The sequence below is a fragment of the Rhodanobacter sp. L36 genome (assembly GCF_009765755.1).
Classification (GTDB): Bacteria; Pseudomonadota; Gammaproteobacteria; order Xanthomonadales; family Rhodanobacteraceae; genus Rhodanobacter.
The window spans coordinates 79,067-103,336 of record NZ_LMUV01000004.1 but is presented as its reverse complement, the minus strand read 5'-3'; the positions used below and the strand labels follow the sequence as shown (position 1 = coordinate 103,336).

The window sequence follows — 24,270 nt, the reverse complement described above, 5'->3', positions numbered from 1 at the left end:
TGGCGCCCGAGGCTGTTCTGATGGAACGCTCGCGCGACTCTCCACTCTCGTTATTCCGGCGAAGCCATCGACACTGCCCAACGACAGTCCAGTGAAGCCTCAGCGCTCGCGTTCCTGATGGGCCCCATCCCTCGGTTGCCTCAGCAGCGTCATCACTGCCTCACGCGCCTCGTCCACGCCCGTCCCCGCCGACGACGAAAATACCTGCGCCGTGGCGTGCAGGCTTTCGGCGGCGAACTGCTTGCGTAAAACGGCGAGTGCCTGCGTGGCCTGGTTGCGCGAGAGCTTGTCGGCCTTGGTCAGCAACAAGTGGCAAGGCAACTGCGTGGCGAAGCAGAACTCCAGCATCAGGCGATCGAATTCTTTCAGCGGATGTCGGATATCGACGATCAGCACGAGACCGCGCAGGCTTCGTCGCTGATGCAGATATGCATCGATTTCCAGCTTCCAGTGCTCGCGCATTTCCAGCGGCACTTTCGCGTAGCCATAGCCCGGCAAGTCGATCAGCCGCACATCGGCGGGCGGCTGGCCGTCGATCTGCTGCGGCGGCGGCAGGCTGAAAGCCACCATCTGCTGCGTGCGTCCGGGCGTCTTGGAAGTGCGCGCCAGGCCCTTGTGATTGGTGAGCGCATTCAACGCGCTGGACTTGCCGGCATTGGAGCGACCGGCGAACGCGACCTCCGCGCCCTGGTCGGCAGGAAGCTGGCTGATGCGATGCGCAGCCAGTACGAACTGCGCGCCTTGCAGGGGATTGGGCATGGGAATGGTTTGACCAAGCTATGGTGGCACGGGGATAATTCTGCGGTTTCTGCCTGCTGCAGGCCTGCTGGCTGCAATCCACGGCTTTGTTCGCACGTCTTTCGGGAGTCAAGTGTATGAGTTTTCGGTCCGCTGGTTTTCGGCCCGCTGTTCTGAGGTCTGCCATGGCGCTCGCATTCGCGCTTTCCGCCAGTGCGCTGATGGCTCAGGGGACGCCGCCGAAATCCGCAGCGCCCGCGGCTGCATCGAGCTCGAAAGCAGTGCCCGCTGCACCCGCGGTTGCGACTGCTGCGCCAACCCCCGGTGCACCGGCCAAACCCGGCGACGCCACTGCCGGTCAAGGCAAGGCGGCCGCATGCGGCGCGTGTCACGGCATGGATGGCAACTCTAGCGACGCGCAGTACCCGAAGCTGGCCGGACAAAGCGAGCAGTACATCGCGCGCCAGCTGGCGAATTTCAAATCGGGCCAGCGGCAGAACCCGATCATGATGGGCATGGCCACGCCGCTCTCCGAGCAGGACATGCATGACATCGGCGCGTACTTCGCCAGCCAGACCGCGCTTCCGGGCGTGGCCGATCAGGCGCTGGTCGAACAAGGTCAGAAGTTGTTCCGCCAAGGCGATACCGCGCGCGGCATTCCTGCATGCATGGCTTGCCACAGCATCAACGGCCGCGGCAACCCGGGCGCGATGTATCCGGAGCTCACCAGCCAGCACGCCCAGTACATCCAGGCCACATTGAAAGCCTGGCATGACGGCACCAGCTGGGGCGACGACCCGCATTCGCAGATCATGCCGTCGATCGCGAAGAAGTTGGAGCCGGGCGACATCGCCGCACTGGCCAGCTACGTCGAAGGCCTGCACAGCGCCACCCAGCCCGCGGCAGCCACTCCCTGATATCTCCGGCGCCGACCTTGTGTCGGCGCCTTCGGTTTTAGCGTTTACCCGTTCGAGGTTCCGCCATGTTCAAACGTCTGCCGATTCTGTGTGCCGCCCTGCTCGCGCTTGCCGCATGCAGCCATGACAACAACAGCGCGGCGACACCGGCGCCGACACCCGCAGCGGCAACCTCGGCAGCCACGCCGTTGACGAAAGCACCGCCTGCTGCGCCAACAACGACTGCTGCGCCTGCAGCTGCAGCCAGCGCGCCCGCCGCCGCATCCACGACTGCTTCGACCGATGCTTCGCCGTCGAATGGGCCCGCGCTGCCGGCCTTTGTTGACAATGGCAAGTGGGTGGAAGGCAAGGATTACACCGTGATCGAACCCGCGCAGCCGAAGCTGACTGGCACGGACAAAATCGAAGTGATCGAAGCTTTTTCGTATGGCTGTCCAGCTTGCAATGCCTATCACCCGACCATGAACGAGATGGTCAAAGAGCTCCCTTCGAATGTCGTCGTCGCTTTTCTGCCTGCTTCCTTCATGCCGCAGGAAAACTGGGTGACATTGCAGCGCGCGTATATCACTGCGCAGGCGCTGGGTGTCGCCGAAAAGGGGAACGATGCGATGTATGACGCGGTGTGGAACACGCGCGAGCTGAGTTCCGAAAATTCCAATGGCTCCGGTTTGAAGCCTAAAGATGCGCTTCCCACCATCGACGACATCGCAAAGGTCTACGCCAAGGTCGGCGTAGATCCGAAGGAATTCGCTGCGGTCGCCAATTCGTTCGCCATCAATACGAAAATGAAGCGCGCCGACGATTTAATGAAGGACTACGGTGTCCAAGGCACGCCGACCTTGATCATCGATGGCAAATACCGCGTCGAACCGCTCAAGTTCAAAGATCTTTCGCAGTCGATCGAACTCGTGAAGTGGCTGGCATCGAAAGAAGCGGCCGGCAAGTAATAGCCGTCCATTTCGCCTGCACGCTAAACACCTTTCGCCGATCCATTCACGCCATGAGAAATTCCATGTTCAAGCGATTCGTCCGCTGGCACAGCCTCACACTGATCGGTGGCCTCATGCTGGCCAGTGCCTGCACGGCGCAGACCAGCAACAGCGCCGCTCCTTACACCGAGGGCAGCGAGTACGTGACGCTTCCCGCTCCGGCGCAGCGTTACAGCAGCACCGGCAAGGTCGAAGTGGTCGAGGTGTTTTCGTACGGCTGCATCCACTGCGCGCATTTCGCGCCGTATGCGGAAAAGCTGCGCAAATCGTTGCCGCCGGGCGTGCAGTTCAAGTTGTTGCCGGCGCCGTTCAGTGCCGAATGGCTGCCGTTCGCGCGTGCCTACATCGCGGCCGAGAAAATGGGCGTGGTGGAGCGCACGCATCTGCAATTGTTCCAGGCCAAGTTTGGCGAGCAATACCCGATCAACACGATGGACGAACTGGGCGATTTCTACGCCAAGCAGGGCGTCAATCGTGACGAGTTCATGCGCATCGCCACGTCGGACGAAACCACCGCGCTGCTGAAGAAGGATCTCGAACTCATGCAGAAGTGGCAGGTCGATGGCACGCCCACGATCGTGGTCGACGGCAAATACCGTGTCGCGGCGGTCAGCTCACTTGACGAGATCGTGGCGGTGACCCAGTGGCTCGCCAAACGCGAGCTGGCTGGAAAGTAATTTCATCGTGTTTGCGGCACGGCTTGCATGACGTTCACATCGCGCGGTTCATGCTCGTCGTGCGTGACCGCGCGGTGATCCGATCTTCGTGATGGTTCGTGCTCCCTTTCTCTGTATCGTGTCGCGATGACCTCTGCCGAACCGCCCGCTGCTGCACCTGCCGAACGGCGCCTTCGCCTGTTGAGCTGCAACATCCTTGCCGGCGCCAGCGTGCAGCGTTACAGCGAATACGTGACGCGCAGCATCAATGCGGTACTGCCCGGCCGCAGCAAGATGGATAACCTCGATCGTCTCGCCGAAGTGCTGCCGCAGTTCGACATGATCGGTCTGCAGGAGGCCGATGCAGGCAGCCTGCGTTCGGGCTTCCTCAATCAGACCCGCTATCTCGCCGAAACCGCCGGCATGCCGTTCTGGAGCCATCAGCCAAACCGCGCGATGGCGCGCCTGGCGCATTCGGCCAACGGGCTGATCAGCCGGTTCGAACCACATTCGGTGCTGGACTATCCGCTGCCCAGCCGCATCCCCGGTCGCGGTGCATTGCTGGCGCAATTCGGCGAAGGCGACCAGGCGCTGGCGGTGATGGTGGCGCATCTGTCGCTGAGCGCCCCGGCGCGCGCGAAACAACTCGGCTTCATCGCGGAACTGCTGCACGATTTTCCGCATGCGGTGCTGATGGGCGACCTCAACACGGAACCGCACAGCGTGGAAATGCACCAGCTTTTTTCCAAATGCAGCCTGCAGCCGCCAGCGCAATCAACGCCGACGTTCCCGAGCTGGAAACCGCGCAAGGCGCTGGATCACATACTTACCTCGGCGGCGATCCACGTGGAAAAACGCTGGACGCTGCCGCAGGCGTTTTCAGATCATCTGCCGCTCGCTGCGGACATCCGTTTGCCCGCACATATCGGCCGCGCGCCGCGGAGCCGTCGTCGATGAATCTCTCGCGCTGGCGCTGGATGCTGCCGTGGCTGCTGTTGCTGGCGACCGGTCTGGCGGTGGCGTGGATTCGTTACGGCTTCATCGAATCCGCGACCGCAACGCTGCGATGTGACGCGATCAGCGTGCCCTGGTGGTGCGAACTCCGACGCGCGCTGGTGCTGGGTTTTCTCTATTACGCGTATGGCATCGCTGCGCTGGTCGCCACGGCATGGGCGTTCATCGGCAGGCGCCCGTGGGTGGCATGGCTCGCCGCGGCGCTGGGTGCGACATCGCTGTTGCTGTATTGCATCCTCGCCGGTGCGCTGGCGTTTCTGCTCGGCTGCCTACGCCTGCTGCGGCTGCAAGCGTCCACTCGCACGGCGCCACGCGAGCATGACCGGCAACGCGATCGCCAGGTTCACGCCCAGCCATAGCCAGGCGACCGGCGACAGACCCGCTTCCTGGATCACCACCGCCAGCGCGAGACACGGCAACAGCGCGGCGAGGAAGTATTGTTCCAGCGACGGGGGTTGCAGCACGCGTCGATCGGATAGCCATGCGATCAATGCGTAGCCGAAGCAAGGCAGTTCGAACAGGCCCAGCGGAAGATCGCGATAACGCCCGTCGAACACCAGCAGCAAGTCGTAGAACGCAAGCGCGAATAGCCATCCAAACCGTTGCCATGCCGGTGGCGCTGCCTGTTGCGTGACACCAGCCAGTCGCGCGGCGATCCATCGCGCGAGCTGCAACGCGCTCAGCAACGCGAAGACACAAAGCAGCAGTGATAGCGCCCATTCCCACGGCGTGCGACACGCGAACCACATCTGCCGGGATTGCCACGCGAGCGCACCGCCGCTGGCGAATCCGGCCAACGCAAGCGCGGCGAAACCGCGAAAACTGTTCCAGCGACGCGCCCAGCATCCGACCAGCACGAACAACGCGGCGCCGCCGATGCCTGCCAGCCATCCGCTCCACCATGACGATTCTTCGATCACCGGACCCCGCATCGGGAACTTCGGCTGCGCATGCACATCGAAGATGCCCCAGTAGCCCCCGGTCGTGCCTTCCTGGGCGCGCTTCCATGGCTGATCGAACGTTTCGATCACGTTGTACGGCATGTTGACCGTCGCCGCATAGCGCAGAAATTCGCGCAGGTAACGTGCTTCGTTCACCACGCTGGCATCGGCGATCTGACGCGTACGGCCGGCACTCGGCCAACCGGTTTCGCCGACCATTACCCGCCTGCCGGGAAACGCCTTTTTCGTTTGCGCGTACACCGCTGCCACATGTTCCATGGCGCGATCGGGTGACACCGGGCGATCTTCCCAGTACGGCAGGATGTGGATGGTCAGATAGTCCACCGACCCGGCAACTTCCGGATGACGCAACCAGTACTCCCACACGTCGGCATACGTCACCGGCACGTTGATCGCGGAGCGCACGCGATTGATGTAGCCCAGCAGCGCCTTCGACGAAAGATCACCACGCAGCAGCACTTCATTGCCGACAATCACGCCGCGCAGCACGTTCGGATATTTGCGCGCGGTCGCAATGCCCAGTGCAACCTGTTGCTCGTTGGACACCACATCACTGCCGAGCCAGATGCCCATCAGCACTTTCATGCCGTAGCGACTGGCGATTTCCGGCACCGCACTCAGGCCCTGCCCTTGCGAATACGTGCGCACGCAATCGAACCGCTGCGACAGCGCGCGCAGATCGGCATCGATGCGCTGCGGGCTGATGGATGCCGTCGGGTCGAGCGGCGTTTCGCCCGCCTGACGAAAAGGCGCGTAAGACACGCACGCGATGCGCGCCGATGGTGCATCCGGCAGATTTACCGGGCGACCCAGCGCCCACCACCACAACGCCGCGGCCAGCGCCATCAGAGCCAGCGCGAGCCACGCAAGAAGGTGCCGAAAAGAGAGGCGCGAGCGAGCTGACGACATGCCGATCCGTGAAAGTGTGAGACCCAGACGCATCAGCTTAGCAGGCGTCCAGCGACACGCCGATGCGGTGTCGCGGCGGCCGCTCATGCACCATGAATTACACTGCCGACGGATTCGATTGCAGGAGCTTCCATGTTTTTTCTTCTACCTTCGCGGCGCATCGCACGAGTCGGCTGGCTCTCCATCGCGTGCGGCTGGCTGATCGCCACGACGGCGGGGGCCGCAGAGCCCAGTGATGCGCAACGCGATGCCTTTCGTCAGGCTTACGTGGTCGCGCAACAAGGTGGCGATGCGTGGCGCGGCATGTCGAACGGCTTGCACGATTACCCGCTGTATCCGTATCTCGAAGCGGCAGCACTCGAACACGATATCCATCAGACTGATCGCGCCGCGGTCGAAAGTTACCTGCATCGCTACACCGACATGATTCCCGCCGCCGATCTTCGCCGCGACTTTCTGCTGGAACTGGCGCGTCGCGAAGACTGGCCCAATTTCCTCGCGCTGTATCAGCCCGGCATCGGCGACGCGCTCAGCTGTGACGCGTTGCAAGCGCGACTGGCCCGCGGCGAGAAACTGAATTTCGACAAGGACCTCGACGCGCTGTGGTCGAAGCCGACGTTGCCCGGCGCCTGCGATGCTGCGCTCGATGCAGCGCATGATCAAGCCTTGTTGACCACGAGTCGGCTGTGGTCGCGCATCGATCGCGCCGCCGATGCCGGCAAGGCCGACACCATCGCAAGCACCGCCGACTGGCTGCAGGGTGACGACGCCAGCACCGCGCAGCGGCTCGCGCAAGCTTTGCGCGATCCTTCGTCGGCCGTGGCTGCGGCCGACGCGTGGGCGAACACGCCGCACAACACACAGGCGGTGACGCTCGCCATCGCTCGGCTGGCGCGGCGGCAATCCGGCAGCGCCGACAGTGCATGGCAAAACCTGCAGACACGCTTCGCCTTCAGCGAACAGCAACGCGACAAGATTCTCTACGCGCTGGCACTTTTTCACGCGACCGATTTCGACGATCAGGCACTCGAACGATTGATCGCCTTGCCGGCCGCAGCGCAAACCGATGCGAGCCGCGAGTGGCGCGTGCGCGTTGCGTTGTCGAAACAGAAATGGCCGGCCGTGCTCGCTGCGATCCAGTCCATGCCGGCCACGCAACAGCAGGATGGCGAGTGGCGCTATTTTCTCGCGCGCGCATTGACCGAACTGGGCCGCGGCGACGAGTCGAAACAGGTGTTGCAGAGCCTCGCCGGTGAAGCCACGTTTTTCGGCTTCCTCGCCGCCGATCGCCTCGGCACGCCCTACGCGATCTGCCCGGCGCAACTGGCCGGCGATCCGCAACAAGAACAGGCGCTGTTGAACGAACCCGGTCTCGTGCGCGCGTTCGAGCTTTACGCGGTCGGCCTGCCGAAGCTTGCGCGCCGTGAATGGACGCGCGCGCTGGATGGCGCCGACGCGCCGACCTTGCGTCTCGCCGCGGACCTCGCCAATCGTCGCGGCTGGTATGACCGCGCGGTGTTCACGCTCAGCAGCGGCGATGCGCTGCGGCTGTACGAACTGCGCTTTCCGCTGGCCAGCCAGGACGGTGTGGTACCGCAAGCCATCGAGGCGGGCATCGAACCGGTTTGGGCCTACGGCATCCTGCGCGCGGAGAGCGCCTGGATGACCGACGCGCGTTCGGGCGCCGATGCGCGCGGCCTCATGCAACTCGTACCGGCCACCGCAGCGCTCGTCGCGCGACGCAACGGACTGGACTGGGGCGGTGGCGACACGCTCTACGATCCGTCCACCAACATCAAGCTGGGCACGCGCTATCTCGCGCAGATGGCCGAGCGCTACAACGGCTCGCCGTGGCTGGCCAGCGCGGCATACAACGCCGGCCCGAATCGTGTCGATCAATGGCTGGCCGCGCGCGGCACACTGTCGCCGGAATTGTTCGTCGCCACCATTCCGTTCAAGGAGACCCGCGAATACGTGGCGCGCGTGATGGCCTTCAGCGTGATCTACGACTGGCGACTCAACGGAAAAGCCACGCCCTTGAGCCGCCGCATGAGCGCGATCGGCCAGGCGTATGCGCTGCCTGCCGCGAACGACCTCCGCCGCTCGATCGAATGCCCGGCCGTCGCGCCCGCGCCTTCGTCGAGTGCGTCGTCACACGCGCCGGCGACCGCATCGACTACGCTCGACACCACACCCTAGAAATCCGGTTCGCCGGAGGATCGAACGGCATGCCCGCGCAACAGCTCGTGATCCTCGGCGGCACCGGTTTCGTCGGCAGCCATCTGGTGCCGCGACTGGCTGCCGATGGTCACCGGATATTGCTGCTCAGTCGCAATCGCGAGCAGCGTCGCGCACTGGGCGTGCTTCCGCAGGTGCGCGTGCGCAGTGCCGATGTGTACGACGACGAAGCGTTGCGCCGCGAACTCGTCGGCGCCGATGCGGTGATCAACCTCATCGGCATTCTCAATCCACAGGGTCGCCATACGTTCCAGCACGCCCATGTGGATTTGGCGCGGCGCCTGATCGCGGCCTGTCATGCGAGCGGTGTCGAACGCCTGCACCAAATGAGTTCGCTCAAGGCGGGACAGGGTCAATCGCAATACCTGAAAACGCGCGGTGAAGCCGAAGCACTGGTCAGATCGTCCGGCCTCGACTGGACGATCTATCAGCCCAGCGTGATCTTCGGCGCCGGCGACGGATTGGTCCGCCGCTTCGCCACGTTGCTGCGTCGCCTGCCCGTGCTGCCGCTCGCGCGCGCATCTTCGCGGATGGCACCGACGTTCGTCGGCGATGTCGCCGAGGCGATCGCGCGTTGCGTGGGCAACGACAAACTCGGACAACGACGAAGCTTCGAACTGTATGGCCCGGAAGTTCTGACGCTCGGCGATATCGTGCGCAGGATCCGCGAGGCCGCCGGCCTGCGAACACCGATCATGGCGTTGCCGGACAACCTCGGCCGGCTGCAGGCGCGGGTGGCAGGATGGCTGCCTGGCAAACCGTTCTCGCTCGACAATTTCCGTTCGCTGCTCATCGATTCCGTCGGCAAGGTGGACGGCTACGCCGCGCTCGGCATCGTGCCGCAACCGTTCACGCCGTGGTTGCCGCAACTGTTGCACGGTTCGGCATCGGAGCGTCGCTTGAACGAAGCGCGCACACTGGGACGCTGATTTCGTTTAGCCGTCCATTTCCTCGGCCTGGTTCACCGCTGCCTCGATACCGAGCAATGTGCGCAGACGATCGAGCTTGTCGCCGTACTGTTCACCACGCGCGATGCCGCGCTGCAGTGGCCGACGCGCCTGTGCCGCCTCGATCGAGCGCGCCGCGCCGCGCTGGCGATGGAACGCCAGGCACGCCGGATCGAATTCCAGGTCCAGAAAATCCAGCAGGCACCACATCTGCACGTTCGGATCGTCGAGCAGCAACTCGTAACGATGCTCGAAGAAACGCTGCGGAAAGATTTCCAGCCAGTGCCGACTGAGCTTGTCGTAGTCGCGCCAGTAACTGGCGATGTCGTCGAGGTCGTAACTGAAATGGTGGCCGCTGGCGAACAGTTGCCGATAGCAGCTGAAACAATGCTCAAGCGGATCGCGCCGGCAATTCACCACGCGTGCGCCGGGCAGCATCGCCATTGCCGCGCCGATCAGCCGCCAGTGCAGCGGGTGGGCGTCGACGAAACGCACTCCCTGCCGACGCCGATGCTCAGTCCTTGCCAGATAATCCGCGCCCATGCGTGTCCAGTCCGCCGGCTTTGTCGTCGCGACCCATTGCGGAAAAGGCTGCCGGCGACGTGTCGATTCCTCGTCGAGGATCTGCATCAGTGCGATGGGTTTATCCATCAACGCGATCTGCGGGTGCGCGCCAAGGATCTGTTCCACCAGGGTCGAAGCGGACCGCGGCAGCCCTACGAGGAAAACCACTTCTTCGCCCAGGCGCGCTTCGGTTGCGCCGCGCGCCGGTCGCGTAAAAGCCTGCAGAATCGATTCCGTGTGCGCGTGCGCCGCGCGCGCATCCCAGTCGACGCGCTGGCGCTTCAGCGCATTGGCCTGTTCCAGCGTGTCGAAAGCCTCGGCATGAAGACCGGTGTCTTCGAGTGCATGCGCAAGCGCGAAACCCAGCGTGGTGCGCTCATGCACAACGGATGCGGCCTGCAAGGCCTGCCGAAGTTGCGAAACATCGTCGCTGGTGAGCGTCTCGGCATGCAGTTGAGCCAGCCCCATCCACGCATCGGCATGACCTGGCGCCCGCTGTAGCGCCTCGCGGAAACTCGTTGCGGCCGGTGTCATCGCGCCGAGGCTCGCCTGCACGTTCGCCAGCATGACTCGTGCTGATACATGCTGCGGATCGAGATCCACCGCACGGTGCAGCGCCGTGATCGCGCGACTGTGACGACCCTGGATGCGCAGCATCTTGCCGAAGTTGTACCAGGCCGGTGCGAAATCCGGCACGAGCGCGCATGCACGTTGCAGCAGGGACATCGCTTCCTCGACGTGCCCGTGTTCATGCAGTGTCGTCGCCAGATTCATCATGGTCAGCGCGTCGCCGGGCTTCGCGGCGAGTGCCTCGCGTAGCGCGGACACGGACTCGGCGAGATGGCCGCGAAAATGATGCAACACGCCTAGCATGCGCAGCGCCTCGGGATGACCGGGCGCGAGCGCGAACACGTTGTTCAACATGGCAGCCGCCGTATTCAATTCCCCGCGACTCATTGCTGCCGCGGCTTTTCGCAGCATGCGCGCAGCGACCGTCGATAAACCCCCGCTGCGATCCCGCAGCAACGGATGGGCCTGCTTTGCCACCATGGTCGGACCCCCTGGATGCGCCCCACGCACCCATGCCTGAGCTTACGCAAGCACGCCCGCAGCACAAGTGTCCGATGCGCCGTGGCGCCACAGCTTGCGCGGCGCGCATGGCAGAATCGTGGCATGGACATCTATCTGGTCGGCGGCGCGGTCCGCGACAAACTGCTCGGGCGACCGGTGACCGACCATGATCACGTGGTGGTCGGGGCCACGCCGGATGATTTGCTTGCGCTCGGCTATCGGCCGGTCGGCAAGGATTTCCCCGTGTTTCTGCATCCGCATACCGGCGAGGAACACGCGCTCGCCCGCACCGAACGCAAAACCGGCCGCGGCTACCACGGTTTTCTTTTTCAGGCCGACCCGACGATCACGCTGGAGCAGGATCTCGCGCGACGCGACCTCACCATCAACGCCATCGCGCAGGACGAACACGGCGCGCTGACCGATCCGTACCAAGGCATGCGCGACATCGAGGCGCGGGTGCTGCGACATGTATCGCCGGCCTTCGTCGAAGACCCCGTGCGCGTGCTGCGCGTCGCGCGTTTCGCCGCGCGTTTCGCGCCGCTGGGTTTCACGGTCGCCGACGAGACGATGGCGCTGATGCAGCAGATGGTGCGCGATGGCGAAGTGGATCATCTGGTGCCGGAGCGTGTGTGGGCTGAAACGCGCAAGGCGCTCGGTGAAGCGCAGCCTTCCGCGTTCGTCCGCGTGCTGCGCGAATGCGGCGCGCTGGCGGTGCTTTTCCCCGAGCTCGATGCGCTCTACGGCGTGCCGCAGCGCGCCGAATTCCATCCCGAAGTCGATACCGGCGTGCATCTGGAAATGGTGCTCGACGCAGCCGCGCGCATCGCGCCCGGCAATGACCTGGTCGGCTTCTGCGCGTTGCTGCACGACCTCGGCAAGGCGCTGACGCCAGCTGACGAACTGCCGCATCATGCTGGCCACGAACACCGCGGCTTCGCGCCGCTGCGCGCGTTGGTCGAACGATTGAAAGTGCCGGTCGAATACGCCGCGCTCGCCGAACAGGTGTGCCGCGAGCACTTGAACGCGCACCGCGCGTTTGAATTGAAGCCGGCGACCGTGCTCAAACTTTTCGCCGGCCTGGATGCATTGCGTCGGCCCGAGCGTCTGGACGTCTTTCTCGCGGCATGCGAAGCGGACAAACGCGGCAGGCTCGGCCATGAAAACGACGCCTATCCGCAGGCCGATTATCTGCGCCAGGCGCGTGCCTCTGCGGCGGCCGTGAGCGCAACAACTTTCGTGACGCAGGGGTTGTCCGGCCCGGCCATCGGCAAGGCGATGGAAGCGGCTCGGATCGAGGCGATCGCCGCACTGAAAACTGAACATACGTAGCGTCCGCTCGTTGTATAAAGCCGTGTTCGCCAGCGCCCGTCGCAGGCTCTCGCCTTCAACTTCTGGAGTTACCCGTGCCGCGTCTATTCACCACGGTCTCGCCCTTGCGTCAGCGCTTTCGTCCGCTCTGGTGGCTCGCCATCACCTTCATCGCGATCTCGTTCGTCACGCGCGTCGTTCTACTGGTGATGTCCGGACACGAGGTCGTGCACGGCCCGGCGAATCTGCTCTACGCGTTCGTCGTGGGCTTCGGTTTCGATCTCGTCACCTTCATCTACCTTGCGTGGCCGATGGTGCTTTTCCTGTGGCTGGTGCCGGCGCGGCGCGCAGTCATTCACGGTGGCGCGCGCTGGTTGGCGTATCTGCTCGGCATGGCGCTGCTGTATGCGCTGTGTCTTAGCGCGGTGTTCCTGCTGTGGCATGTGCGCGTGCACGAATCGTGGCCACTGATCATCCTGTTCCTGTTCTTTCTGCCGATGCCCGCACTCGCGTATTCGGCGCGCAGCGGGCAATGGGCGATGTACATCCTCGGCCTGGTGCTGCTTTACGGATTGTTTTTCGTGGCCGCGTGCGAACTGGTGTTCTGGAACGAGTTCAGCGTGCGCTTCAATTTCATTGCAGTGGATTACCTCGTCTACACCACCGAAGTGATCGGCAATATCCGCGAGTCGTATCCGATCTTTACCTGGGTGAGCTTGCTGATCGTGCTGACCCTGGTCGTGTTCGCGCTGACACGGCGCGGATTGCGCACGCGCGACGACGGCAGCCGTTTCTTGCAGCGCGGAAAAATCGCGTTGCTGTGGCTGGTGCTGACTGTAGTGTCGCTGTACGCAGTGAACGGCGGCATGAAGGACCGCACGGACAACAGTTACGTCAACGAGCTGGCCGGCAACGGCATCTATCAGTTCTTCGAAGCGTTTCGCAGCAGCCATCTCGACTACGCGAAGTTCTACCGCACGTTGCCGGACGATGCGGCATACAAACTGGTGCGCGATTCACTGAAATCGCCCGACGCGAGCTTCATCAGCGACGATCCGAAAGACCTCACCCGTGCTATCAGCCACGCTGGCGCGGAGAAACATCTCAACGTCGTGCTGATCAGCGTGGAGAGTTTGTCCGGCGATTACCTGGGCACGTTCGGCAGCAAGGAAAACATCACGCCTTACCTCGACTCGCTGGTGCAGCAGAGCGTATTTTTCGACAACCTCTACGCCAACGGCACGCGCACCGTACGTGGGCTGGAAGCGTTGTCGCTGTCGGTGCCGCCGACGCCGGGCGATTCGCTGATCCGCGAACATCACAACGAGAATCTGTTCTCGCTTGCGAGCATTTTCAACAATCGCGGCTATCAGTCGGACTTCGTCTACGGCGGCTATGGCTATTTCGACAACATGAATTATTTCTTCAGCCACAACGGCTACAAGACAGTGGATCGCAGCGACATCCCGAAGGGCGCGACCATCCACAGCCAGAACGTGTGGGGCGTGGCCGACGAAGATCTCTACACACTCGCGCTGAAACAGATGGACAATGCGCACGCGGCCGGCAAGCCGTTTTTCCTGCACATCATGACCACGTCCAACCATCGCCCGTACACGTATCCGGCCGGCCGCGTTCCACAGATCGCACCGTCGCGTCCGGGTTCGGTTGCGTACACCGACTGGTCGATCAAGGATTTCATCCAGCGCGCTCGCAGCAAGGCGTATTTCGATGACACCGTGTTCGTGATCACCGCCGATCACTGCGCGTCCAGCGCGGGCAAGACCAGCCTGCCGATCAACCACTATCACATCCCGTTGTGGATCTACGCGCCGAAATATTTTCCGCCGCAGCGCGTGCATCAATTGATGGGCCAACTGGATATTCCGCCGACCTTGCTCGGCATGCTCAACTTCAGCTATCGCACGCGCTTCTTCGGGCAGGACGTGTTCCAGGTTCCCGCAAGCAGCGGACACGCATTTCCGGGCACCTATGAAAAACTTGGCTATCTGCGCAATGACGTGCTGACCGTGCTCGAGCCGCAGCGCAAGCTGGAACAGTTCAAACCCGACTACGACACTGGTGATGCCACGCCCGTGCAACCGCAGGATCAGACGTTGATCGACCAGACCGTGGCGTACTACCAAGTGTCCAGCGAGCTGTTCAAGCAAGGAAAGCTGATCCTGCGGCCGGACGATGCGACGCCGTTGGCACCTGTTGCGCAAGCACCCGCAGCAGCCAGGTCCCTCGCTGTGCCAGCTTCAGCGGCTTCGGCAGGCACTTTGGTCCACTGAGTGTCTGGCCGTCCATACGGCCAGACATGAAAGTTCGATCAGAGCCTCGCGCCCTGATCGGCGGCGAGGATGTCTGCCGGCAACGGCAGCACATCCAGGCCGCGCGCCAGCAGCATCGCCTGGAACCTTTCACCCATCTGGTCCGGCAGCATCAGGCGCTTGACCTGTTGTGCAAGCCGATAGGTTTCATGCTCGTCGGCGATCTGCGACTGCGCGCTGGCAAACACATCCTGCAAGCCCACAGCGATCAGAAACTGCGCCTGCGGCAGATATGCCGCCACGCCAAAGCCGGCGCTGTTGCCGGCTTCGGCGAGCGCGGTGAAATCGACGGACGCGGTGAGGTCATTCAAGCCAGGCAGATGCAACGGATCGTTGTGCGCGTGATGACGGTAGTGCGCCATCAACGTGCCGTCGTCGCGTTCGGGCAGATAGAACTCGCGGCGCACGTAGCCGTAGTCGACAAACAACATGATGCCCGCCACCAGTGAACCGGCCACGGCCTGAATCCAGTACGGAAGCTGTGGCAGGATTTCGGAGCGGTACCCATCGGCGAACGCACATCCGAGATCGCGCTCGACATGCCGCACCGCGCCGATCACCAGCGCATCGGCCGGGCGATCGACCCGTTGCAAACGACCATCGCCATCAAGTGTGACGTGCTCTTCGTAGACTTCGCCAGCGCGCACGGTGAAGCGCGTCGCCGGCAGCGCGTCGATCACTTCGTTGGCGAACAGCACGCCGCGCCAATCCTGTTCCGGCGGACTATCGATCCACTGCACGCGCGAGTGAAGTGCTGCAGGAAGATTCGTGCGCAATCGATTCTGCTGGCGTTCGCGCAGATCAGCGCTGGGTTCAAGGATCAGGTAGCAGCGCGGCATTGTGCCGCCCGCATTCAAAGCCATCAGTGCGGATTCGGCGAAAGCACCGCTACCGCCACCGAGCTCGAGAAAATCGGCGTCATCTCCGAGCAGAGCCAGCGTCGGTTGCACTGCATTGATCACGCAGCGCGCGAACAAATCGCCCAACTCCGGCGCGGTGACGAAGTCGCCCGCTGCGCCGAATTTGGTGCGACCGGCGCTGTAGTAACCGAGCCCTGGCGCGTACAGGCAACGCTCCATGTACTGCGAGAAAGGCATCGGTCCGTGTGCCGTGATCATCCCGCGCAGCCACTGCAGCAGCTGATCGGAATGCGCGAGTTCGTCGGAGTTGGGTTCGGGTAGGCGGGAAGGCATCGGCTTGCTGTTGACGAAATAGCCACAAGGATAATGGATGCGTCATCTACGCCGCGCCCTGCGCGGCACTCAAAAGAAAGGAGCGCACCAAGCGCTCCTTTCTTTACCCAAAAATCTTCGATCAGAAATCCTTTTGCAGGCTCAGGTACAAACCACGACGCGGACCGAACTGTGGCGCACCGACGCCGATGCCGCTGCCGTCACGCAATTCGTAAACGTGATCCAGTGCGTTGATCACCGCGAGTTGCGTATGCAGCTTGCCGAAGTGATCGAACGAAAAATCGTGCGAGACGTTGAGGTTCAACTGGAAATACGCCGCCACCGACGCGCCGTTCGGCACCAGTCCGTCCTTGCGCAGGCCGCTGCCGTAGAGATAATCCGCACCGACCTTGGTGGCATCGGTCACGGCGTAGTTCACGCCGCCAGACGATGTCACGGCCTGGTCGTGATCGAGGAAGATGAAGTTGTTGTAGACGTACGCCAGATCTTCCGGCGAGAAGTTGTACTGGCTGGTGATGATGCGCTTGCCCATCGCACGGCTGAAGGAAACATTCGCGTACGCCGACAACGGGCCTTGTTCGTAATTGGCGGTGAGCTCGAGGCCCTTCACGCGGCCGAAATCGTAGTTAAAGGTCGAGTAGACCAGCGCCGAACCGAACTGGCCTTCGTCCTGCAGGCGCTGCACCTTGCGATAGTAGGCGTCGACGCCGAGCGTCCAGGCCGAGCCCAGGTTTTGCGCGATGCCGGCGTCGTAGTAATCGGAACGTTCTGCCAGCGGCGTGTTGTTGCCGTTGTCCGGCACTGCGTTGGTGGTGCCGTCGAACTTGGCGATGTTGGAGCTGGTGATCATCTCCGTTGCCGGCGGCGTGAAGTAACGCGAGTAGCCGCCGTGCACGGTGGTGGTGTCGGTCGCCTGCCACACCAGTCCGACGCGCGGACTCAGCTGGCTTTCGGTGCCTGCGAGTTGATATTGATCGCCACGCAAACCGTAATTCACCGTCCACTTGTCGCTGATGTTCCATTCGTCCTGCACGTAGGCGGACCAGGTACGCGCAGTGAGCCTGGAGTTATCGAGGATGTTGATCGGGATCGTGCCGGTCTGGTTGCCATCGGCATCGGCCGGAAACACCAGCGCATTGTTGCCGCTGACCGCGTTCTCGAAACTGCCATACACGCCGTAGCGCAAGGTATGGCTTTCACCCAGCGGCGTGGCGAAATCAGCCTGCAATGTGCTGGCGCGATTGCTGCGGCTGATGGCCGAAGCGACACCGTTGAACATCAGCTCGCCGATATCGTCGGGCTGGTAATCGAGGCTGCTGTAACGCTGACCGACCGATACCTGGTAATCGGTGCTTCCGACTTTGCCCTGTAATGACAGCACGCCGAATCGCGTGTCCTCTCGTTGCTGTTCGTTGAGGTTGGCCGAGTTGAAATCCACCGTGTCGAGATAACCGAACTGCGGCACCTGACCCGGATTGTTCGGTATCTGAAAGCGGTTGTTGGACACGCCGAACAGGAAACTCAACCGCGTGTCGTCGTTGATCAGATACGAAATATCGCCAAAGCCTTTCACTTGATTCGTGTGGTCGTGGATCGGCTTGCGACTGGCGGTCGGATTCTCGATGCCGACATCGTCTTCCATGTAATTGCCGGTGAGGAAATAGCTCCAGCGATCGTCGCTGCCCCAGATCGACGCGTTCGGATTGAGCGTGCCGAACGAGCCACCCGTGATGCCCACGCTGCCGCCATTGCCGAGGTCGTGCCCGCTCTTGGTAGTGATGTCGACCACCGCCGCCGTGCGCAAGCCGTATTGCGCGGGCAGCGCGCCGTCGAGCAGCTTCACGTTGTCGACCGTGCGCGCGTCGAGCGTCTGGCCGAAACCGGAAATCGATTCGGGAATGATCACGCCGTCGATGCGGTATTGCAGGTTGGCGTGATCGCCGCGCACGTGCAGGCCGCCGTACGAATCCTGCACCACGCCAGGCGCCTGCAGGATCACCTGGTTCATCGGCGTGGATGCGCCCAGCGGCAATTGCGTGATGGCCTTCTGGTCGATCACGTACTGGCTGCTGCCGGTATCGGGCGACAGCGCGTTGCGCGCCTGATCGAGTTTGGCCGATACATCGACCGTGCCGAGGTCTTGCACTTTTTTTGGCTGCTTGTTGCGCGTGCCGTGATCGACGTTGTCGTCGCCACCCGTCGCAGCGGTGCTTCCATCCGTGGCTGGCGGCGGCGTGGTCGTGTCCGCGGAGTGGACAGCGGCGGCGCTGAAGGCGAGCGCGAGGCTCAAGGCAAGAAGGGAGCGTTTCATCTGGAGTTTCCGTCAGGCGGTCATGAAGTCGAAGTGTGTAATGTTATAACATTACTAACGCGAAATAATGACCACCTGCCCCAGAAGTCATGCTCCGAAGGAAACCTTGATCCAGAAATCCGCGCTGGCGCGGCCATTGAGGCCAGCTTCACGCCGGCGTCCTAGACTGGACATTCGCCAACCTCGTCGAGGCCGGCAGCGCACCGGAAGGAAGTCGGACATGACCAAGAGCAGCCAGAACGTTCCCGCGGTGATCGCGCCGGTCGAACACAATCGGGTCACGCAGGCGATTCTCGATTTCGTCAGTCGCGTGCCTGACAGCAAGGTCGACAGCAGCAAGGATCCGACGACCGAAGCGCGACGGCTGGGTAATCGTGCCGCGCAACGTGCCGCGCTCACGGCCGGTTCGCTGGCGCTGCCGCCGGGTCCGCTCGGATGGCTCACGCTGCTGCCGGAGCTGATTGCTATCTGGAAGATTCAGGGCCAGATGGTCAGCGACATCGCCGCGGCCTATGGGCGTCACGCCACGCTGGGCCGCGAGCAGATGCTCTGGTGTCTGTTCCGCCACACCGCCGCGCAGGCATTCCGCGATCTGGTGGTACGCATGGGCGATCGGTTGGTGTTTCGCCGCATGTCGCACGGCATCGCGCAGCGCGTCGCCAAACAGATCGGCGTGAAACTGACCCAGCGCACGGTGACCGAAGGCATCTCGCGCTGGTTGCCCGTGGTCGGCGCGCTGGGCGTTGGCGCGTATGCGTATTACGACACCGGGCAAGTGGCCAGCACGGCAATCGCTTTGTTCAGCGGTGAGATGACCATCGAAGACGATCCCGATAATGTCGAGGCGAAACCTGCGAAGCCTGCGCCGCGCAAGAAAGCCTCGGCGACCCGTCGCGCAGTGACCAAGTTGGTCGACAAGGCCGTGGCCGGTGCAGCGAAAAAGGTCGCAGCCAAGGCCAGCAAAGTCGCAGCGAAAAAGGCGGCCAAGGCCAAACCAAAGACCAAGTAGTCGCACTGTGCGTGACGCATCGCGGCGCTTGCGGCAAGCTGTGCGCTGACCGCCTGCCGGAATCCGCGCATGACATCGCCTGATCGACCTGTTGCGCTGATCACCGGCGCCGCCCAGCGGGTCGGTGCGGTGATCGCGCGCACGCTGCACGCCGCGGGCTACGACGTCGCCTTGCACTATCGCCGCTCGGAAAATGCAGCGCGCGAACTCGTGTTCGATCTGGAACGCGAACGATCCGGCAGCACCTTGCTGTTGCAGGCCGACTTGTCCGAGCTGGCGATGTTGCCCGATTTGGTCGATCAGGTGCTGACGCAATACGGGCGGCTCGACGCGCTGGTCAACAATGCGTCGGCGTTTTATCCCACGCCGCTTGGCGAGACGACGCCGGCGCAGTGGAACGAGTTGTTCGCTTCGAATGCGCAGGGACCTTTTTTTCTCAGCCAGGCCGCAATACCGGCCTTGCGCAAATCGCACGGCGGCATCGTCAACCTGCTCGATATTTACGCCGAACGCCCGCTGGCCGGACACACGCTTTACTGCATGGCGAAGGCGGCGCTCGCGGCGATGACACGATCACTCGCACTGGAGCTCGGCCCCGATGTGCGCGTCAACGGCGTCGCACCCGGTGCGGTGATGTGGCCGAGCGATGGCAAGACGTACGACGACCGCAAGGCGCTGGTTTCGCGAACGCCGTTGCAACGTGCCGGCACGCCGGAAGATGTCGCCGGCGCAGTGCTGTGGCTTCTGCGTGATGCGCCGTTCGTGTCCGGCCAGGTTATCCGCGTGGACGGAGGTCGTACGCTTTCGGTGTAACGCGCGACACACCCATGCTCATGCACGGGCGTGTCGTGACCGTCACTTTTTCTTCTTGTCGCGAAATGCCTGTTCGAGCAGCCCCTGATCGAAACCCACGCTGGCCTCGCCCGATTCCGCGAAGCGATAGAGCGCCGCTGCATAGATGCCCTGCAGCGAGGACTGGATCAGCGCCAGCAGCACGAAACCAACAACAGCCAGCGCGGCCACGACCACCACCGCGACGATCGAATGCAGCGCGAAGGCGCCGCCGATCAGCAACGCCGCGACGAGAATGGCCAACAACATCACCAGCGTGAACACCACGCCGATGCCACCGTTGCCGATCAGGTTCTCGCCCCAGCTGCGCTTGAGCAATTCCACGCTGCGCTTGACCGCGTCGACCGGACCCACATCCTCGCTTGCGATCAGCGGCACCACCAGGAAAGTCGCCACGGTCCAGGCAAGTCCGAGGAATCCGACCACGAACCGCCCGATCAGGCCCAGACGTTCCTGCACCATTCGCAACACCAGCCCCACGGTTGCGGCAATCAGCGCGTAACCGATGATGTTGCCCAGCCGCGAACGTGCGAGCGCAAAACCGGCACTGACGCTGGTCGGTTCGCCGCGCAGATGCATCAGCGCCACGCCGGTCAACGCCGTCTGGAAGAAGATGATCACCGAGTACTGCACCAGATAAAAAGCGAACAGCAGCAGATACGAACCGACCGACATCCGCTGCTGCGGATCCTGCCCTGCGTGCTCGTCGCCCATCATCATCAACGCCACCGGCAGCAGGAAACTCGCCGCCACCACCAGCGTGCAAAGCCCCGACAGCAGCGGAAACACCAACAGCGACTTGTCCGACTTCAATACTGCCGCGCTGGCTTTCATCAACGCCCAGCTACGTGCGAATTTGCCCGCCATGTTTGTTCTCCCCGTTTTGGTGGGAGATTTTTAGCACCGATTTCGCCGCCATGACAGCGATGCGGATTGCCGCTGGTTCGATCCGGACACGACCTCTACAATGAGGTCCTATCTTCAATGGACTGTCCCCATGACTTATTGCGTCGGAATCCTGGTCGATGACGGCCTGGTTTTCGCAGCCGACACGCGTACGAGTGCCTCCTTCGACGACGTTCGCGTGCACACGAAAATGCACGTGTTCGACTTCCCGGGCGAGCGCAGTTTCATGCTGATGTCGGCAGGCAATCTGGGGACCACGCAAGCGATGGTGTCGCGGCTGCAGCGCGATCTCAACGAAAACGCCAGCACTTCGCTGCGTACGCCGCGCTACATGTTCGAAGTCGCCGAATACATTGGCCAGGCGCTGGTTGCGGCACAGGCGCAGATTTCCACCGCGGCGATGCAGAGCGGTGTCAGCGTGGAATCCACGCTGATCTTCGGCGGTCAGATCGGCGACGAACCGCCCGCGCTCTTCCTGATTTATCCGCTGGGCAACTGCATTTCCACGTCGCCGGAAACACCGTATCTGCAGATTGGCGAATCGAAGTACGGCAAGCCGATTCTCGATCGCATCATCCGCGCGGACACCACGCTGGAAGACGCATCGCGCTGCGCGCTGGTGTCGCTCGACTCGACCATCCGATCGAACGTCTCGGTGGGCTTGCCGATCGATCTGGCACTGATGCGCACCGGGGAATTGCGGATCGGCGAGCGCATCCGGCTCGATTCCGATACGCCGTTGTACATCGACATCCGCGACAACTGGTCGGTGAAACTCGAAGCCGCGGTACGCAGCCTGCCGCGTTTTCCGTGGGAGCATGGCGAGCGCCTGCCATCGACACCGCCATCGCAGGCGCAGCGACCCATCGCCCCGAAAGATCCCGAAATCGCCGCACAGGCTGCGCAGCAACAGCAGTGATCGCGGCGCGAACCGGCGCCGCTCAGTTCGGAAAATACGACTGACGCAGCGCGCCATCCAGCGCGTCGAGTTCCACCTGCAAGCGATCCATGAACACACTCGGCCCGGTCTGTAGCACGCGTGCGGGATCCGCATCGAACACGGAACCCAGCACGCGATTGAGCGCCAGCTGCACCGGCCGGCGTGCGGGCATCAGCGGAAGAATCCCCTGGATACGCGTGAGGCAGAACAGCACGCTGCGCGGAAATTGCCGATCCTTGAGCAGGAACTGCAACGCCAGTTCGGCGCTGACCCGCTGGCGCAGGTGCCGGCGATACATCTGATACGCGGCGAGGCACTGCAGCACGCTCATCCACTGCATTTCGCGGAACGCTTCGGCATCTTCCTCGCTGCGCGGCTGGATCAATCCGGCCGCCGCGGTGTCGATGATGCGCGAGGTCATGTCCGCCTGTTCGATCGCGGTTCCCAACCGCAGGAACTGGAAGCCGATGTCGCGACTGACATTCGCGGTAAGCAAGGCGGACACGCGCAGGCAACTGTCGATGACGCGATCGAGGAATTCCTGCCGATAGCGCCGGCTGCCTGCGCGATCCGTGCTGGCCTCGATGTAGAGATAGAGATCGTTGATCGCGATCCAGCAATCCTGCGGCAGCGTTTCGCGCACGCTGCGCTGAAGTTCGCGCGCCTGGCGCACGACTTCGTGCAGCGACTGCGGATTCTCCGGATCGACCAGCAGGAAACGAATCACGCCCGCTTCGTCGGGTTGCTTTTCGCCGGGCGGGTGCAGCCGATCGAATTCATCTGCGGCGCCAAGCGTTTCGATCAACGGTCGCCATGCGAACCGCATGCTGCGTGGCAAATCGAGCTGTAACTGACTGCCGACGTTGACGAGCCGGGCAAGATTTTCGGCACGTCGCAGGTAGCGACTGAACCAGTAGAGGTTGGCGGCGACACGCGACAGCATCAGCTCACCTCGTCCATGTCGACCACCCAGGTATCTTTTGCACCGCCGCCCTGCGATGAATTGACCACGAGCGAATCCTTCTTCATCGCCACACGCGTGAGTCCGCCGGTGGTGACGTAGATGTCCTTGCGCGACAACACGAACGGACGCAGGTCGAGGTGCCGCGGCTCGGGTCCATGATCGCCGAGTATTGGCGCGGTGGACAGCGACAACGTCGGCTGCGCCACATAGTTGCGCGGGTTGGCCTTGATCAGTTCGCGGAATTGTGCGTGTTCGGCCTTGCTTGCGCGCGGGCCGATCAGCATGCCGTAGCCGCCTGATTCGTTTGCCGGCTTCACCACCAGTTCCTCGATGTGATCGAGCACGTACGCGCGCTCCTTGTCGTCGTGGCACAGATAGCTGGGCACGTTCGGCAGAATGGCGTCCTCGCCCATGTAGTACTTGATCATCTTCGGTACGTACGCGAACACAACCTTGTCGTCGGCCACACCCGCGCCGGGTGCATTCGCCAGCGCCACCTTGCCGGCGCGCCAGCTGCGAATGAGGCCCGGCACACCGAGCAGGGATTCAGGACGAAACACTTCCGGATCGATGAACATGTCGTCCACGCGGCGGTAGATCACGTCGATCCGGCGCGGGCCATAGACCGTGCTCATGTAGCAGACGTCATCATCGCCAACGAACAGATCGCCGCCCTCGACCAGTTCGATACCCATGCTTTGCGCGAGGTAGCAATGTTCGAAGTAAGCGCTGTTGTAGATGCCGGGCGTGAGCAACGCGATGACCGGCGTGTCGCCCGGACGCGGCGATAGCGCAGCCAGCGTGTCGTAGAGCTGCGCGGGATAGTTGTCCACCGGCAGGATCGCGCTGGTCTCGAACAATTCGGGAAACACCCGCTTCGAAACCATGCGGTTTTCGATCATGTACGACACGCCGCTGGGAATGCGCAGGTTGTCTTCCAGCGCGTACAGCGTGCCGTCGCCATCGCGCACCAGATCGGAACCACAGATGTGCGCCCAGATATCGAGCGGCGGGCGGATGCCGACGCATTGCGGGCGGAAGTTCACCGAATCCTTCAGCAGAAATTCGGGGAACACCTTGTCCTTGACGATCTTCTGCGCGGCGTAGATGTCGCCGATGAACAGGTTCAACGCCTGGATGCGCTGACGCAAACCGGCCGCGGTGCGATCCCATTCGGCGCGCGCGATCACGCGCGGAATCAGGTCGAACGGCAGCATGCGATCGACGTTGCGACCTTCGGTGTAAACCGTGAATGTCACGCCCATCACGCGCGCCGTGACATCCGCTGCGAGCTGCCGTTCGGCCAGCTCGGCTCGACTCAGACTGGCCAGGTAATCGACCAGCGGTCGCGCTGCGGCGTGCGGACGGCCATCGTGGCCGATCAACTCGTCCCATGTCGGCGAGCGGTAACCCGTCCAGTCCATATGTGTCTCCGCGCGGGCGGGA

Annotated in this window: 20 protein-coding genes; 12 read left to right on the top strand and 8 right to left on the bottom strand. The window is 62.9% G+C overall.

Translation table 11 applies throughout. The features are described from left to right. Positions 1-99 precede the first annotated feature (99 nt). Positions 100-759, bottom strand: coding sequence for a ribosome biogenesis GTP-binding protein YihA/YsxC (gene yihA, locus GSQ73_RS07575; RefSeq protein WP_158882662.1), 660 nt, complete (start codon positions 757-759; stop codon positions 100-102). Positions 760-923: 164 nt separating this feature from the next. On the opposite strand from yihA, the gene GSQ73_RS07570 reads away from it, so the two are divergent. The 5 genes from GSQ73_RS07570 (at position 924) to GSQ73_RS07550 (ending at position 4,673) form a co-directional block, all read left to right on the top strand. After that, positions 924-1,655 carry a c-type cytochrome gene (locus GSQ73_RS07570; protein WP_254063322.1) on the top strand — a complete coding sequence of 244 codons (732 nt, stop codon included), beginning with the start codon at positions 924-926 and terminating at the stop codon, positions 1,653-1,655. Between the two features lie 65 nt (positions 1,656-1,720). Then, a complete protein-coding gene (locus GSQ73_RS07565; protein ID WP_158882658.1) occupies positions 1,721-2,602 on the top strand; it encodes a thiol:disulfide interchange protein DsbA/DsbL in 882 nt (293 codons plus the stop codon). Positions 2,603-2,667: 65 nt separating this feature from the next. Beyond that, on the top strand, positions 2,668-3,321 hold the full coding sequence (locus GSQ73_RS07560; protein WP_158882656.1) for a thiol:disulfide interchange protein DsbA/DsbL: 654 nt from the start codon (positions 2,668-2,670) through the stop codon (positions 3,319-3,321). A gap of 126 nt (positions 3,322-3,447) precedes the next feature. Next, a complete protein-coding gene (locus GSQ73_RS07555; protein WP_158882654.1) occupies positions 3,448-4,257 on the top strand; it encodes an endonuclease/exonuclease/phosphatase family protein in 810 nt (269 codons plus the stop codon). Beyond that, complete coding sequence (locus GSQ73_RS07550) at positions 4,254-4,673, top strand: hypothetical protein (protein WP_254063321.1); 420 nt, start codon at positions 4,254-4,256, stop codon at positions 4,671-4,673. Before GSQ73_RS07555 ends, GSQ73_RS07550 begins: the two co-directional genes overlap by 4 nt. On the opposite strand, the gene GSQ73_RS07545 is transcribed toward GSQ73_RS07550, so the two are convergent. After that, positions 4,584-6,185: a glycoside hydrolase family 17 gene (locus GSQ73_RS07545; protein ID WP_158882652.1), complete on the bottom strand. Its 1,602-nt coding sequence runs from the start codon at positions 6,183-6,185 to the stop codon at positions 4,584-4,586. The two genes, GSQ73_RS07550 and GSQ73_RS07545, sit on opposite strands and share 90 nt — an antisense overlap. A 132-nt stretch (positions 6,186-6,317) precedes the next feature. On the opposite strand from GSQ73_RS07545, the gene GSQ73_RS07540 reads away from it, so the two are divergent. Together GSQ73_RS07540 and GSQ73_RS07535 are read left to right on the top strand one after the other, a co-directional pair. Next, on the top strand, positions 6,318-8,384 hold the full coding sequence (locus GSQ73_RS07540; protein ID WP_158882650.1) for a transglycosylase SLT domain-containing protein: 2,067 nt from the start codon (positions 6,318-6,320) through the stop codon (positions 8,382-8,384). A 29-nt stretch (positions 8,385-8,413) separates the two neighbouring features. Next, positions 8,414-9,352 carry a complex I NDUFA9 subunit family protein gene (locus tag GSQ73_RS07535; RefSeq protein ID WP_158882648.1) on the top strand — a complete coding sequence of 313 codons (939 nt, stop codon included), beginning with the start codon at positions 8,414-8,416 and terminating at the stop codon, positions 9,350-9,352. Between the two features lie 6 nt (positions 9,353-9,358). Here GSQ73_RS07535 and GSQ73_RS07530 read toward each other — a convergent pair whose 3' ends face one another. Further along, positions 9,359-10,984, bottom strand: coding sequence for a tetratricopeptide repeat-containing sulfotransferase family protein (locus GSQ73_RS07530; protein ID WP_158882646.1), 1,626 nt, complete (start codon positions 10,982-10,984; stop codon positions 9,359-9,361). Between the two features lie 123 nt (positions 10,985-11,107). Between GSQ73_RS07530 and GSQ73_RS07525 the strand changes: the two genes are divergently transcribed. Continuing rightward, positions 11,108-12,337: a multifunctional CCA addition/repair protein gene (locus GSQ73_RS07525; protein WP_158882924.1), complete on the top strand. Its 1,230-nt coding sequence runs from the start codon at positions 11,108-11,110 to the stop codon at positions 12,335-12,337. Positions 12,338-12,411: 74 nt separating this feature from the next. Further along, a complete protein-coding gene (locus tag GSQ73_RS07520; protein WP_158882644.1) occupies positions 12,412-14,610 on the top strand; it encodes an LTA synthase family protein in 2,199 nt (732 codons plus the stop codon). A gap of 38 nt (positions 14,611-14,648) precedes the next feature. Here GSQ73_RS07520 and GSQ73_RS07515 read toward each other — a convergent pair whose 3' ends face one another. Beyond that, positions 14,649-15,842, bottom strand: coding sequence for an SAM-dependent methyltransferase (locus GSQ73_RS07515; protein ID WP_158882642.1), 1,194 nt, complete (start codon positions 15,840-15,842; stop codon positions 14,649-14,651). Positions 15,843-15,963: 121 nt separating this feature from the next. Beyond that, positions 15,964-18,153 (bottom strand): TonB-dependent receptor, encoded by a 2,190-nt coding sequence (locus GSQ73_RS07510; RefSeq protein ID WP_158882640.1) that lies wholly within the window; start codon positions 18,151-18,153, stop codon positions 15,964-15,966. A 220-nt stretch (positions 18,154-18,373) separates the two neighbouring features. On the opposite strand from GSQ73_RS07510, the gene GSQ73_RS07505 reads away from it, so the two are divergent. Together GSQ73_RS07505 and GSQ73_RS07500 are read left to right on the top strand one after the other, a co-directional pair. Beyond that, positions 18,374-19,162, top strand: a complete 789-nt coding sequence (locus GSQ73_RS07505) for a hypothetical protein (protein ID WP_158882639.1) — start codon at positions 18,374-18,376, stop codon at positions 19,160-19,162. Between the two features lie 69 nt (positions 19,163-19,231). Further along, a complete protein-coding gene (locus GSQ73_RS07500) occupies positions 19,232-19,975 on the top strand; it encodes a pteridine reductase (RefSeq protein WP_158882637.1) in 744 nt (247 codons plus the stop codon). A gap of 42 nt (positions 19,976-20,017) precedes the next feature. Here GSQ73_RS07500 and GSQ73_RS07495 read toward each other — a convergent pair whose 3' ends face one another. After that, positions 20,018-20,881, bottom strand: coding sequence for a DUF6159 family protein (locus tag GSQ73_RS07495; protein WP_158882635.1), 864 nt, complete (start codon positions 20,879-20,881; stop codon positions 20,018-20,020). A gap of 130 nt (positions 20,882-21,011) precedes the next feature. On the opposite strand from GSQ73_RS07495, the gene GSQ73_RS07490 reads away from it, so the two are divergent. Beyond that, positions 21,012-21,839, top strand: coding sequence for a 20S proteasome subunit A/B (locus tag GSQ73_RS07490; RefSeq protein ID WP_158882633.1), 828 nt, complete (start codon positions 21,012-21,014; stop codon positions 21,837-21,839). Positions 21,840-21,861: 22 nt separating this feature from the next. On the opposite strand, the gene GSQ73_RS07485 is transcribed toward GSQ73_RS07490, so the two are convergent. Together GSQ73_RS07485 and GSQ73_RS07480 are read right to left on the bottom strand one after the other, a co-directional pair. Next, positions 21,862-22,803 (bottom strand): alpha-E domain-containing protein, encoded by a 942-nt coding sequence (locus GSQ73_RS07485; protein WP_158882631.1) that lies wholly within the window; start codon positions 22,801-22,803, stop codon positions 21,862-21,864. Beyond that, entirely contained in the window at positions 22,803-24,248 is a 1,446-nt protein-coding gene (locus GSQ73_RS07480) for a circularly permuted type 2 ATP-grasp protein (RefSeq protein WP_158882629.1), read from the bottom strand. Before GSQ73_RS07480 ends, GSQ73_RS07485 begins: the two co-directional genes overlap by 1 nt. Positions 24,249-24,270: the final 22 nt, after the last annotated feature.